Raw genomic sequence first — 14,411 nt, 5'->3', positions numbered from 1 at the left:
ATTACCCAATCGCTAATGATACTAATATGAAGATCCGCAGACGTACATTCATCTATCTGGGGCTGCTGGCTCTAGTTCTGGGGGCTATGCTCTACTTGAGTCAGCTGAGGTCCCAGAGGCATGAGCAGTCGGCTCTCACCGAAGTTGTGCGGGACTATCCTGAGATAGCTCACGAAGGAGTGCTGAGGCTGCTCGCCCCATACAATGCGCACAGCTATGAGGGAGAGTCGCAACAGATGATGGGTAGTGTCTATCGTTTAGCCCAAGAGCTCGACTCTCGCACAGGCCTCAAGGTAGAGGTCGTTCTAGAGAATGGACAAGATCGAAGTCTGCGTATGCTCCTAAGCGGAGAGGTCGATCTGATTGCTTCGCCACGAGTACGTACTACGGACATTGATACGCTTCGCTACCAATGGGTACAAGATCGTACCTCTGGGCCTATCTACTTGGTTGGGCGTAAGGATAGTCTGAGCACTGTAAGCAGCCACCTTGACTTGGCTGGCAGGGTTATTACGCTCCCCAAGGCAAGCGCTCTAAGGCTATTTGTCGATCATCTGCAGGAGGAGATCGGCGAGGGGATTAGCATTGAGCTAGATCCTCTGTACAGCACTGAGCAGCTGATTATCCTAGTAGCCTCGGGCAAGCGTGACTATACACTCTGCACTTCTCAGGAGGCGGAGTATTATCGTCAGAAGTTTCCCGATCTTGATATTACCTTCCCGATGAGCTATAGTCTAAGAGAAGGTTGGCTGGCACGTAGGAGCTCGCCTGTTCTGGTGGATAGCCTCAAGGTTTGGCTCTAGATCTTTCTGGGCTTTGCTCCTGACTGATACAATGAAGAAGGGGGGCTGTGTCAAAATTCATTTTTGGCGCAACCCTTTTTTAGGTGTCTTAGAGTGTGCAAAACGCAAGTGCTAGCTGGGCTGACGATAATGCCTATGCCGAGTAAATGTATTGCTGGCTGTGTAGTAGCTCCACTGCTGCTTGCTTTTTTGATGTCTGCTTAGATGCCCAACTCTTGTAGTAGACTCCTTTCGTACCCTGCCATGAGAGTAGCAAAGTCCTTGGTGTCTTGAGGCTGCCTCGCTATACTCAAGCGGTGCAGAGCTAGAGTACCGCCGTAGCCAGCGAGTTTGTAGATTTCGTTATGTGCCATTTCCTCGTCGCTATTTTGAGGCGTGTCCTCTGCCTGTGCTTCGGGCATGATGAAGACGCCTTTTTGAGCTTGTAGGCGATACATATAGGCGATGACCTGATGAATATCGTTTCTGGAGGTTGTCCGTTTGTATTTGGCGTCTATAACCATAGAGCCAGACCTGTGGTAGAAGTCTGGGTATCTGGGGAATTTGCTCGTTTGGGACAGGTGTATACGTCCTTGCCCTGTCCTATTATTCGGGTGCTCGAAGCCCTTGGGAGTAAGTAGAGTGCCCAAATACTCCTCCCACAGTACAGCGCCGTCGAAGAGGATACCATGCACCTGCTCTGTCGATGAGTGATACATGAGCTTATCATGCCGTAGGATCTGTACACAGAGCTTCTGTAACCCTCGGTAGGCTTGGTAATAGGGGTGGGATAGAGGTCTTAGGTTACGTCGGACGACTTGGTTTCTTTCTTTGGCGTCGTACCGAGGAGTATTCTCGATAATTCTAGAAACAGCCGTACGCATCTCATCACTGCTCGAGAGTATGCTGCGTCCGAGCTCCGTACGCCCGAGATACTCGATCGTGTGGCGGATAAGCTGTGTCACGGTATTGTCGTAGCTATACTCACGTGTGTGGTAGGCTATGCGCCCGTTGGGTGGACTATTGAGCTTGAGGTGTCGGCCGATGTCGATCACACCTCTGACTCGAGCATCGTTGTAGCTTCGTTTTTGATACTCTTTGTATAGTCCTTGGCTAAGGGCTTGTAGTAACACCTTTGGGAAAAGGTAAATCAAAAAGTCGAATGCTTCGTCACGACAGAGGCCGTGATCTAGGTTGAAGACATGGAGATCAAAAGCCTTCAAAAGCATATAGTGCAGGAAGTAATCCTGCTCCGTACTCGTAAATCTTGAAGTAATAGCAAGCTCGGTGGCTTGGTAGCCAATAAACCCCATCAGGTTACCCGTTTGGATCACTGCCGTATCTGTGCGCTCTGTAAGGGTAAAAAGCGAAGCATCTCCCTCACCATTTCGGCTCTCGGCGAAAGAATGTGGCCATATCAGAAGTGTATCTCCATGCTCCTTGAGGAGCTGCTTGAGCGAATGCCCTGCCAAACACCTCACCACGGAGAGCTCTTGGCTCTGGAGGCTAAGCTCTTTTGAGCTATTGTCCTTTAGCCTGATCATCTTCTTGATGCTCGTTCTTGTGCGTGTACCCGTAGGCCTCTTGGAGCTTCTGCATACTAGCCTCTGCATGCGGCATACTGCGCAGATACTCGTATAAAATGCCCTGCAGATGGTACTGCCATAGCTGCTCGAATGCTTGCTCGGCGTTGCCTCCCGTGTAGTAATGGGCTAGCTTCTTGAAGTAAGCAGCTCCGATGTGGTAGGCAGAGCTTAGGTCGGGCGTTTGGCTAATCTCTTTGTTGAGTCGGCGCATACGTGCTTTGGCCTCCTCCACTATATTGGCGATTTCCGTCGTTTCGTCAAGCATACAGATGCGCTCCTCTGCAGTAATTGCCCTGAAGGCGAAGCGTCGCCTAATGGCAAAGTCCATACTCTCGATGCTTCGGTCAATGTCGTTCATCGTACCGATGATATAGACATTCTCGGGAATATAGAAGCCATCGGCAAACTCGTCGTCTACCATATTTTGGTATTGTGTCTGTACCTTGCCCTTCTCTCCTCGATAGCCGGGGTCAATAGCATAAAAGAGTTCTCCGAATATCTTCGAGAGCTCTCCTCTGTTGATTTCGTCTATGATGAAGACGAAGGTTTTGAGCTCCTCTCTGGGCTTCTTCTCTTCCTTATATCCTTGCCTATATGCGTGCTCTTGCCCCATAAAGTGCTTAAACAAACTGAATAGGTAGGAGTCCGATTGGCTATTCCCTCCACGATTGAAGAATAGAGTGATGTCTTTGACCTTTTTCATCTCTAGTCCCTCCGTAGTGAGTAGGGCTTTTAGTTCGGACTTCCGGCAGCAGATGGTCGAGGTAATGGGGTTGTTGGGGATATGTACTTTGATTGTATGATTATTGTGCTCGACGACGCTAAACGGGTTGCCCGATGAGTGTGTTTTGAGTCCAGCTTTCTCTCCCAGCTCTTGTAGTCTGTCGAGTTCTTCCTCGATAAATTGGTCGATATAGGCCTCTCGATAGAGCTCCTCTTGGCTCTTCTCTGCATTGCGGCTGTTGATGAGTGCCTTGCGGCAAAACTCTTTGAATATCCCATTTTGCCGCTCAAAGGCCACCTTCCCGTCCTCTGTAATTGGGCGAAGCCCCTCCATGAAGTCCGTATAATCGAACGAAGGGTGAAACTGCACGAAGCCAATTTGATCATCTGTGTCTGAGCCAATCATGGCTTTTGCTATTTGGCGGGCTAGATAGGTTTTCCCTGTGCCGGGAGCACCAGATAATATGAGATTGTGATTGTTTTTGAGTAGGTCTGCGAACTCATTGATTGAGTTGGTAGGCATCGAGGCTTGAGCGTTATTAGCCATGTCAAGTAATTCGTAAATGTTGTTTAGGTCTATGGTGTAGTCGATCAGAAACCTCGCATTCGATTTTATCTTCTCAATTCCATAGGTTTTGATAGTTTTTATGCAGAGCCTTAGCAGTGCTTCATGCTCTTCGGAGTCTACTTCACACTCCTTGTATAGTTGTTTGAGTATGGAGTTCGTTTCTCTTCCATCTCCACGATCGGTATCGTGCCTTGTCCTGTCATTGCTCCAATAGCCAACAAATCGGCTAGGGCCAAAGTAAGGTTTGCCCTCAATAAGCTCCATGACAAACCACTGCCCCTTCTGGAGGAGCCCCCTAGCATAGGCGGCATCTTCTTGGTTATCTCCCTCAAGGTACAGATATAGGGTTTGGATATTTTCTATGACTTGATGTCTGTTGTTTACAAGTTCTTTATCTCTTCTCTTGGGCATAAATAGAAGGTGTTATAGTTAGGGAGAGTTGCAGAGTATATCTATTATAGTTGGGAGCGTGAAGCCGCTAGAGTAATGCCTCGGTGCACAACCCTTGCTCCTAAATGGATATAGTCAATCGTGTTCGCAAGTGCTTGAGGTATGATACTCTTGCTAGATGAGTTGTAGTCGTTTGTAGGCACGATGATTTTCTTGTTTATAGAGTTTTTTAATTCCTTTGCCAAGACCACAAAAATACCTCAATTAACCCTCCTAGTCAAGCCCCCCTCTCCGAGAACTAGAGATCGGGATTTGCCTATCGTCGCTCCCCTAAATGCTGAATCTAAATTATGGTTTGAGGTTAGTGCAAAAGAACTTAGGACCTACTCTCTATTGCGAGGGAGCATAGAGGTTGCCCTTTGATGTACTAAAGATCGAGAGAGGAAAGTGATTTTTTCGCTTTTGGGGTTAAAGTATGTAAAGGAATTGGGCTGCGATTTGAGCTAAGGAGCAAGGATCTCTAGAGGCGAAGTCGAGTTTTGGGGAAAAATTGATGGGAAGACCTTGGAGAATTGGAGGGAAGATGTGGAGCGATGTGTCCGCTAATCCGAGCAGATTGATGGGAAGAAATGCTGCAATTTGCTCTTCTTTGAGATCAAATTGTTTTGAAGTTGATTTTATCTTGTTGTTTACTAGTCTATTATGATTGTCTTGTTTGAGAGGATATTTCCGTCCTTCTGGGGTTAAGTGCCAAAACGAGGGAGCATGCAGCCTAGAGCCTCCTAGAGGCCAAATACGAGGTCTAGCTTGGTGTGCCCTCTCGTGCGTAGAGTTTCCCATCAATAATCCCGAAGGTGATCGAAAATATAAATTTGGCTATCTCTACATCTTAGAGAGTATCCATACCGATAGGATACTGGGCATACGCTCGATAAAGGGTAAAAGATGCTATATTTGTGTATCGTATTGGCACATTTCGCTCTTGCCGTAGGGCTATTTGTACATGCACATCTCCCTAGGGTAAGCAATGTGGCACAGCGAAGCAGATTACAGATATATGGAGATCAATATAGCCAAGGTCATAGAGAGTAAAACAGGCAAGAAACTTCCTCGGTGGATCGCTAGGCTCTTGCAGCGACTTATACACGAGCGAGAGATCAATGCCTTCATTCGCCGCCACGAAGGAGAGCAGGGGCAAACCTATTTGGCCGCCCTGCATCGGGACTTTGATGTGCAGGTCGAGTGGCTGAACCCCGAGGCTCTGCCAGAGGACGGCCGTTGCATCTTCGTCAGCAACCACCCACTTGGGGCTTTCGACGGCATCGGTATCTCATATCTTCTGGCCCGTCGCTATGGCGATGTGCGCTACATCGTCAATGATATGCTCTACCATCTGGACGGCTTACGGTCGGTTTTTGTGCCTGTGAATACCTACGGCTCCCAGTCGAGAGGTTCGATACAGGCTTTGCATAGCGTGCTCGAGAGTGATCTGCCCGTTGGGTCCTTCCCAGCAGGCTATTGCTCACGTCACTACGATGGAGCGGTACAGGACCGCCCGTGGCAGAAGAGTTTTATTTCTCAGGCTATTCAATATCGGCGCAACGTAGTACCTTTGCATTTTGTAGGTCGCAATTCAAAACATTTCTATTGGATAGATCGCATTCGCCGTGCCCTTGGGGTCAAGTTCGACATCTGCACGGCCCTGCTCCCCGATGAGATGTTTCGCAGTAGTGGCAAGAGCTACCAAGTCATCGTCGGTGAGCCTATTGCATGGGAGGAGCTCAGAGATGCCGAGGGCTCGATGCAGGAAAAAGCTGCACGGGTGAGGGCCATGAGCTATGAGCTGCCCCAGCGGTATACCGACCGCATCAAACAAAAGAATAAGAGGTAAATCAATGAGTAAAGAGATCGAACAGCCGATCATACCCCCCGTAGATGTGGCGCTCATTCGCAAGGAGCTTAGCCAAGATCTATTTTTGCGCACGACCAATAAGGCCGGCAACGAACTTTATCTATTCAAGGCGGCCGATGCACCACACACGATGCGTGAGGTGGGGCGTTTGCGTGAGGAGGCATTTCGATTCTATGGCGGAGGAACGGGTAAGGAGGTAGATATTGATGATTTCGACACAGATCCCGATGGCTATACACAGCTGATCGTTTGGGATCCGTCGGAGCAGGCTATCTTAGGTGGCTATCGCTTTATCTTTGGCTCGGATGTTAAGGTTGGAGCCGATGGGCGTCCGCATTTGGCTACTGGCGAGATGTTTCACTTTAGCCCTCAGTTCATGACCGAGTACCTGCCCTATACCATAGAGCTAGGCCGCTCGTTTGTTTCTTTGCCCTATCAGTCTACCCGTATGGGCTCGAAGTCAATGTTTGCCCTAGATAATCTTTGGGACGGTCTGGGGGCTCTGACGGTCTTGAATAAGGAGATGAAATACTTCTACGGTAAGGTGACGATGTACTCGGACTACAACAAGGAGGCCCGTAACCTAATCCTCTACTTCTTGGATAAGCACTTCCACGATCACGAAGAGCTAGTCGTCCCAATCAGTCCGCTACCTATCGAGGTGGATCCCGAGCGTATGGCCGAGCTATTCCCAACAGACAACTTTCGCATTAACTACCGCGCACTCAACAAAGAGGTGCGCCGCCTTGGGATCAATGTGCCTCCGTTGGTGAGTGCCTACATGTCGCTCTCGCCAGAGATGCGAGTCTTTGGCACAGCGATCAACCACGAGTTTGGTGGCGTTGAGGAGACGGGTATTCTCATTGCCATAGACAAGATCTTGGCGGAGAAGCGTGAGCGGCATATCTTGAGCTTCCATATCTCTCGTGAGCATAGTAGAAGACTATGGAGTCGCATCTTGCGAAGGGTCGGATTGGCGAGGAAATAGCCTGCCGTCTATTAGAAGAGGCTGGGCTACGCATTCTCGAGCGTAACTGGCGTCACCGGCATAGTGAGGTCGATATCATCGCTCAGGAGGGCGATGAACTGGTGTTCGTCGAGGTTAAAGTGCGCTCGCTCTCAGCCTATCAGACGGCTACGGAAGCTGTCGATGCGGACAAGCAGGGCCACCTAATCAAGGCAGCTAATGCCTACATACGGCTCTATCAGTGCACGCTCTCGGTGCGCTACGATATTATTGCGATTGATCTGGCCGAGGACAATCGATATAGGCTGGAGCATATCCGCAGCGCCTACTATCCGATGCTGCGAGGCAAGCGATCCTCCAGCCGCCAGTCGAGGCAATAAAGACTGTACTCAACATAAGCAACGATGAAACTCTATCATATATATATATGCTGCCTCGCGCTAGTGGCGCAGACTACGCTGTGGGCACAGGGCTATGAGGTGCAGCGCGAGAAGCGCATCAGCGACGAGGAGCGTGTCGTGCGGGGCGACAAGCTACGAGGCTACCGCATACTGCCAGAGATCAGTTTGCCAGAGCAAATCAATCTCACCGATACGATCACGATCGGGACACATCACTACCTAACCCCCGAGCATCGCTCGCTAGGCGTGGCTTATACGGGTAATTTTAATAGTCCGTGGCAGAGCAAAATCTTTTTTGACCGTGTAGCTCGCCCTACGGACTTTATTTATTTCTCCAGCTTCCAAGGTATGGAGTATCGTCCCGATCAGGCTATATTCTACGATACCAAGACGCCCTTTACCTTCGTACACTACCACAAGAACTTCAAGAATGTAGAGGAAGAAGAGGTACTCAAGGGGACGCTGTCGCTCAACCTAGGGAAGAAGATTAACCTCGGAACGGAGTTTCACTATGCTGGCGCCGAGGGGTTCTACAATGCCAATCGAAGCAAGGACGCACGTTACCGAGTCTTTGGGAGCTACCGCAGCGATCGCTATGACCTATGGGCCTATGTGGCCAACGACTACTATCGGATCAGTGAGAATGCAGGTATTGCCAATCTTGACTATCTGCTCAATCCCGACAACTACTCCAATGGTCGCCTACGCCTCAGTAGCCGGGACATTCCCACTCGTATTCCTCAAGATATCCTATACAACCGCCTCAGATCGGGGCACGCTTTCGTTTCGCATCGCTACAAACTCGGTTACCGCAAGAAGGTAGAGCCCCCGACCGATAGCCTCAAACTAGAGGAGGAAGCCAAGCCGATGATTAAGGTTGAGGATGCAGATGCCCCCGAGGAGCCTCAGGAGAAGCCTAAGAAGGTACTAGGCGAGTTTGTACCTGTGGGTAGCCTTGCTCATACGGTCTACTACAACAAGCAGAGTCGTAGATTTATCTCGCGAACCGAGCATGAGGTCTGGAGTAATCTCTTTGGTACACCTAGCGTAGAGCTCGAGAAGAAAGACTCCAAGGGTAATGTCACGGGCAAGTATGTGCTCCCAAATGATACGGCAGCACTGACTACGCTGCATAATACACTGTCGCTATCTCTGCTGGAGAACTTCCGCCCATGGGTCAAGTTTGGCCTCTCGGGATATCTGCGCACGGAGAATACATGGATCTCACTGCCCAATAGAGAGACGGGAGCCTACAGAGATACCGATAGCTATTTCTCTACATTTGTGGGAGGGTATCTCTCTCGCCTAACGGGGCAGGGGCTGAACTTCCGAGCCAAAGCTGAGCTCGGTATATTAGGCAAAGACCTCGGCGCCTTTACTATAGAGGGAGATGCTTCTAGTAGCTTCAAGCTATTTGGCAAGCAATTCGGATTATCTGCCGATGCCAAACTGCTCAATATGCGTACGCCCTACTTCATCAATCATCATCATGGCACCTTTGGCTGGTGGGATCATAGCTTCAACTTCTCTCGACGCTTGGAGCTCGCAGGTCGGGTTAATCTCGATAGCTGGGGGACATGGGCAGAGGCACGCACGGCTACTTTGCAGAATTATGTCTACTGGGGTACGAACGCTCGTCCTCATCAGCATGAGGGTGTGATCCAAATGACGATGCTGCGTGCAGGACATCGCTACAAGGTTGGGCCTCTCTGCTGGGATCTAGAAGCAGCCTACCAGATCAGTAGTCACAAAACTGCAATCCCTGTACCAGAGCTTACCGCCCGTGCCGATGTGTATGTGGATTTGTTGCTTTTCAAGGTCATGGGGCTACAGCTAGGGGCCGAGGGTTACTGGCATACGTCCTACTATGCTCCCTACTATCATCCCACACATCAACAATTCGTCGCCCAAGAGGAGATGCGCATAGGAGGTGAGGCACCTCTGCTCAATGCCTACGCCAATTTTCGCCTCAAGGGGATCCGCTTCTATCTGCGTATGTACAATGTCGGCGAAGCCTTCATGGACAATAAGCGCCTCTCGGCTCACCTCTACCCATATGCTCCGATGAATATGCAGGCTGGGATCTCTGTAGACCTAAATAATTAGCCAAGCTCTTCGTTGAGTGCATACTATTCTTTATATATAGTGCTCTTGAGGCTAGATAAAGTGCTATATTTGTGGTGCTGGAGCGGTGTGCAGACCTTAATACTTTAGCCAGACCTTGCATCCGCTACTAGTTCGAGTGCACGGGCTTATCCCTCCTATTTAGGTTAGGGGTTGCAGGTGTTCCTATTCTTAATAGATATAAGTTGTCAATACATAACTTAGTATTCAAATCATTTAGTTTTATGAAGAGAAATGTGCTAGCAGTAGCTCTGTTGAGTGCAACGATGCTACTAGGCTCTATTGGTTCGTTGCAGGCCAAGGAGAACTCTGTAACAGTTAAAAATGCCTCGCGAACTGAGGCTGCTGAGTCAAAAACATTCTTTGTCGCCCCACTCAGGTATGCAATCATAGACGAGGATGCCAAGAAAGTTGAGGTAACGAAATGGGATAGTAAAGACAAGGTAGCTCCCGATCTGCTTAAAAAACTTGAGATTCCCTCAACCGTAGAGCATGACGGTAAGACTTACACGGTCGTAGCGATTGGAGCGAGAGCCTTCGAGCATGCGAGCCATTATATGAGAGAATGCATAATGCCCGAGACAATCGAGGTCATCAAAGAGGGAGCTTTCGTAGGGACAATGCTGATAAGTATTTCTATTCCCGATAATGTCGTAGAGCTTGAGGACAATGCCTTCTCTGGTGTGGAGAATGCTACGACTCTTTATATCGGAGCCAAGCTAGAGAAGGTCGGTAAGAATGCTTTTTTCGACATCCTCTATATGGAGCAGATCAAGGTAAGTGAGCAGAATAAGCACTTTGCTTTAGAGGGAGGAGTACTCTATGATAAGGATATCAAGAAGATGTATTTGGCCCCTTGCCACAGCAGATCCTTCCGTACCTATGTCGTACCTAGTACGGTAGAGGAGATCCTACCTGCCGCAATGATGCATAGTAAGTATCTTAAAGCCATTACACTCCCGTCGGGGTTGAAGAAAATCGGGGCTAATGCATTCTTCGGTTGTGCTGCTCTTCTAGAGCTAGAGCTACCCGCTAGTCTAACGGAGTTTGTGAACATCGGCTCTAATAGTCAAATGCCATCCCTAAAAAGCTTTAAGGTGGCAGCTGATAACCCTAAGTTCTCCACCATTAACGGGGCATTGTACTCCAAAGATGGGAAAACACTCTTGCGTCATCCAGAGGGGCATCCCGATAGTCTTAACGTTGTTTTGCCTAGTGGGCTAGAGCGTATTGCTGAGTCTGCGTTTGAGGGAGGTGTTAGGGTAAAGCGAATTGTAATCCCCTCGACGGTGACGGAGATTGGTCACAGTGCTTTTGCTCGTACTGGTATTAAGAGTTTGAGGCTCCCAGACAAGCTAAAAGAGCTAGCACCATATCTCTTCTATAACACTAAACACCTCCAGGAGCTCCATATCGGCTCACAGCTCAAGATTGTAGGTACTAGTGCTTTTGATCTCTGCCCTGCACTCAAGCGAGTATTCATCGCTGCTCCAGAGCCTCCAGTATTCTATGTGGAGAATGAAGATGACTTCAATGAGTTTCCCATGGAGATCGAGGCAGGGAGCACGCTCACAGTGCCAATTGGTGCGGCAGAGAAGTACCGTAAGGCTTCTGAGTGGAAGAGATTTGCAGAGATCGTGGAGAGTGCTACGGTAGGCGTTTTAGATATTCTAGAGCAGAGCACGCAGATCAAAATCTCTACTGATGGCTCTGTACTGCACGTAAATAGTGCTACTCCAGTGACTATTGAGGTGTTCGATATGTCGGGCAAGAGTGTATTTGCAGCCGCAACGGCTCAGACGGAGTTTGCACTCACCCTATCAGCTGGGGCCTACATCGTCAAGCAAGGTCAGCAGGCCGTTAGAGTTATGATTGAGTAACGGGCCACAACGTATTCTCCCAAAGTAAATCGGGGGCGCCAAGATTGATTCTGGTGCCCCCGATTTCGTATTGCTAATCGTCTAAACTTGAAACCCTCTTGCGGTGTAGCGAATCGACGATGCCGTCGGATAGCCCCTTGGTTGGTACAATGATGCCGTCCGAGCAGAGGATCTCTCCGACAAGAAGGAAGATGTCGGAGGCGGGTATGATCACATCGGCACGGTCTGGCTTGAGGCTAAAGCGAATCATACGTTCCTCACTGGTGTAGCGTTTGAGCTCATCGGCTACTTCTTTGAGTCGCTCCATGGGTAAGAAATTAACCTTGCCACGCTCTGCTGGTGCACCCAAACGAAGGAGTTTGTTGATGTTCCCTCCCGAGCCTACGATACGTACGCCTTGGTATTCTTTGGCGACTTCCTCCAGATAGCACTTGAAGGCGGCAAGCTCTTCGGGCAATACCTTACCGCTGAGCAGGCGGATCGTACCGATATTGAAAGACTGTGCTTGTACGAGTGTCCTCCCTTTGAGTAGGTTAAGCTCTGTACTACCTCCTCCGACGTCTACATATAGAAAAACATCGTCTTCTGATACCGAGAAACCATTAATCAAGTCGAAGGAAATAAGTTCCGCTTCTTCTCGCCCTCCTATGATCTCAATCTTGATGCCTGTTTTGTCGTAGATCTCTTGGGCAAGCTCCTCACTATTGCTAGCGTCACGCATGGCACTGGTAGCGCAGGCACGGTAGTCTACTACGTCGAAGATGCCCATTAGCTCTTTGTAGGCTTTCATTAGGCTGATGAGTTGTTTGCTTTTTTTCTTGCCGATACGCCCCTTGACGAATGCATCTTCTCCTAGACGCAGAGGGATACGAATGAGCTGTACCTTGGAGAGCTCTTCCTCGGCTTCCTCTGTGTTGAGGCATTTGATCAGTAGACGAACGGCGTTGGAGCCAATATCGATCCCAGCGTAATGTATTTTACTCATAAATTAGTTTTATTGACGATCCTCCAATAGTATTCGTATAATGTGCGCTGAGAGTCGAAGCGCTCGCCCGGATCTATGAACTCTCGCTTGGCTCTGCCTTCCATAGTATTGACGTTGTAGCCCTGCGCCGTATCGGCAATGCCGTACTCGACGATCATTCTTAGCTCTTGCTGTATGTCGGGGTCGTAGATCGGAGCCATAACCTCGATGCGCTTGTCTAGGTTGCGGGTCATCCAGTCTGTGGAGCCTACGAAGTAGCAGGGGTTGCCTGCGTTGGCGAAGATGTAGATACGAGAGTGCTCGAGGTAGCGGCCGATGATGCCGTTGATCGTGATGCGTGAGCTACAGCCCTCCACACCCGGTACGACGGAGCAGTTTCCCCTAAGGCATAGCTGTACATCGACACCAGCTTCTGATGCCTCGTACAGCTTGAGTACCATGCGCTCGTCTACAATATGATTGAGTTTGAGTTTGATGTAGGCCTCTTTGCCTGCTTGAGCATTTCTAATCTCTCGATTGATCAGATAGTAGAGCCTTCGGCGCATATCGTTGGGAGCTACGAGTAACTCACGGAAGCGGACACTCAAGAATGGGCGCTCGATGAAGTCAAAAACTCTAAGTACATCGGCTGCGATGCCCTTGTGGGCAGTCAGGAGCATATAGTCGGTGTAGAGCTTGGCAGTACCCTCGTGCATATTGCCCGAACCGATGCAGGCAATAGAGCCTTGGCGCATCATGATGTGCGCCATCTTGGAGTGTATCTTGAGCTTCTCGTGCCCGAAGACCACATTGACCCCCGAGTCCTGCATCTTTTTGCTCCAGTTGATATTGCTCTGTTCGTCGAAGCGAGCCAAAAGCTCTACCACGGCTGTAACTCGTTTGCCGTTTTGAGCCGCTGCCATCAGAGCTTTGACAACCTTCGAGTTCTGTGCCACTCGGTATAGAGAGATGCGAATCTCTGTAACGTCGGGGCTAATAGCCGCCTCACGTAGGACACGCAAAAAGTGGTCGAAGCTCTCGTAGGGGAAGTGAATACCAATGTCTTTTTTGAGGATTTGATGCAGAATACTGGTCGAGTATTGGAGTTCGCCGCTCTGTAGTGGAGGCTGAGTGGAGAAGCGTAGTCCCTTGCGCTCACAGTCGGGCAGGTGCATCAGATCTCGCATATTGTGGTAGCGCCCACCTCCGATGCGTGTATCTATCCCACCCAGCTCAGCAATCTCCGAGAGGCGATCTAGTGCGATCTCAGGCATAGCGGCATCGTAAACCAAGCGGATCGGCTCACCTCGTTTACGGCGCTTGACCCCTTGCGAAACTTTCTCGATCACGCTACTGCGCAGATCCGCCTCGATCTCAATCTCCGAGTCTTTGGTAAACTTAAACGTGTAAGCCTCATACTTGCTGTATTTTAGCCCTGCGAAGATGTAGGGTAAGCAGTAGCGGAGCACATCGTCTATGAACATCAAGAAACTCTCGCCCGCCCTATCCGGTAGGCGAATGAAGCGCCCGTGCTCTCGTGTCGGGATCTCGATAATCGCTAGCTCGGTCGTGTGGTTGGCTTCCTCTGGGTGTAGCAAGACGATCAGATAGAGTGACTCCTTGAGGTGTTGTTCGGGAATGAAAGATGCACTGTTGAGAAAAATCGGGTTGGTTGATCCGCTCAGATGATTGATGTAGTAGCGACGTACTTGGTCGCCCTGCTCGTGTGTGAGCTCATGTTCGTTTACGATGTGTATGTGGGCTGCATCTAGCTCGCCAATGAGCTGGCTGAGTGTTTGCTCAAACTGGGTAGAGTACTCCCTATTGAGGCGGCCAATCTTCAGTAGCGTGCTACGGGCCTGTAGTCGTTCGTTGTCGGGCGCTCCAGACGAATACTCGGCAATGCGCCTAAGCGAAGCGATGCGCACCCGAAAGAACTCATCTAGGTTGTTGGAGTAGATACCTAGATAGTTGAAGCGCTCCAATAGAGGTATATCGGGGCGTTGAGCCTCGATGAGTAGACGGCGATTGAAGTACATCCAGCTCTCGTCACGAGGAATATAGGGGCATCGCCCCCCAATCTTACGATGAGGCATAGGTTGTCGTGTGAGGTT

At 49.7% G+C, this 14,411-nt stretch carries 10 protein-coding genes; 6 read left to right on the top strand and 4 right to left on the bottom strand.

All coding sequences use genetic code 11. The features are described 5' to 3' along the window. Positions 1–26: 26 nt before the first annotated feature. Positions 27–803 carry a transporter substrate-binding domain-containing protein gene (locus HQ48_RS02485; protein ID WP_044231534.1) on the top strand — a complete coding sequence of 259 codons (777 nt, stop codon included), beginning with the start codon at positions 27–29 and terminating at the stop codon, positions 801–803. A gap of 200 nt (positions 804–1,003) precedes the next feature. On the opposite strand, the gene HQ48_RS02480 is transcribed toward HQ48_RS02485, so the two are convergent. Next, positions 1,004–2,326 (bottom strand): McrC family protein, encoded by a 1,323-nt coding sequence (locus HQ48_RS02480; protein WP_044231533.1) that lies wholly within the window; start codon positions 2,324–2,326, stop codon positions 1,004–1,006. After that, a complete protein-coding gene (locus HQ48_RS09480) occupies positions 2,304–4,070 on the bottom strand; it encodes an McrB family protein (protein WP_052408938.1) in 1,767 nt (588 codons plus the stop codon). The genes HQ48_RS02480 and HQ48_RS09480 overlap by 23 nt, the downstream gene beginning before the upstream one ends. 1,036 nt (positions 4,071–5,106) lie before the next feature. Here HQ48_RS09480 and HQ48_RS02465 point away from each other — a divergent pair. From HQ48_RS02465 to HQ48_RS02445, 5 genes are all read left to right on the top strand, one after another. Further along, positions 5,107–5,940, top strand: coding sequence for a 1-acyl-sn-glycerol-3-phosphate acyltransferase (locus HQ48_RS02465; RefSeq protein ID WP_044231529.1), 834 nt, complete (start codon positions 5,107–5,109; stop codon positions 5,938–5,940). Between the two features lie 4 nt (positions 5,941–5,944). Then, positions 5,945–6,949, top strand: a complete 1,005-nt coding sequence (locus HQ48_RS02460; RefSeq protein ID WP_044189108.1) for a GNAT family N-acyltransferase — start codon at positions 5,945–5,947, stop codon at positions 6,947–6,949. Next, complete coding sequence (locus tag HQ48_RS02455) at positions 6,907–7,308, top strand: YraN family protein (protein WP_044231528.1); 402 nt, start codon at positions 6,907–6,909, stop codon at positions 7,306–7,308. Before HQ48_RS02460 ends, HQ48_RS02455 begins: the two co-directional genes overlap by 43 nt. A gap of 24 nt (positions 7,309–7,332) precedes the next feature. Next, positions 7,333–9,435, top strand: a complete 2,103-nt coding sequence (locus HQ48_RS02450) for a putative porin (RefSeq protein ID WP_044231527.1) — start codon at positions 7,333–7,335, stop codon at positions 9,433–9,435. A gap of 242 nt (positions 9,436–9,677) precedes the next feature. Next, positions 9,678–11,333 (top strand): leucine-rich repeat domain-containing protein, encoded by a 1,656-nt coding sequence (locus HQ48_RS02445; protein ID WP_044231526.1) that lies wholly within the window; start codon positions 9,678–9,680, stop codon positions 11,331–11,333. 73 nt (positions 11,334–11,406) lie between these two features. On the opposite strand, the gene HQ48_RS02440 is transcribed toward HQ48_RS02445, so the two are convergent. Next, positions 11,407–12,318 (bottom strand): exopolyphosphatase, encoded by a 912-nt coding sequence (locus HQ48_RS02440; protein ID WP_044231525.1) that lies wholly within the window; start codon positions 12,316–12,318, stop codon positions 11,407–11,409. Further along, positions 12,315–14,393, bottom strand: a complete 2,079-nt coding sequence (locus HQ48_RS02435; protein ID WP_044231523.1) for an RNA degradosome polyphosphate kinase — start codon at positions 14,391–14,393, stop codon at positions 12,315–12,317. Before HQ48_RS02435 ends, HQ48_RS02440 begins: the two co-directional genes overlap by 4 nt. Between the last annotated feature and the right edge of the window lie 18 nt (positions 14,394–14,411).

Origin of the sequence: Porphyromonas sp. COT-290 OH3588 (assembly GCF_000769075.1) — a bacterium.
Classification (GTDB): Bacteria; Bacteroidota; Bacteroidia; order Bacteroidales; family Porphyromonadaceae; genus Porphyromonas.
This window is presented reverse-complemented; position numbering and strand designations above follow the sequence as displayed.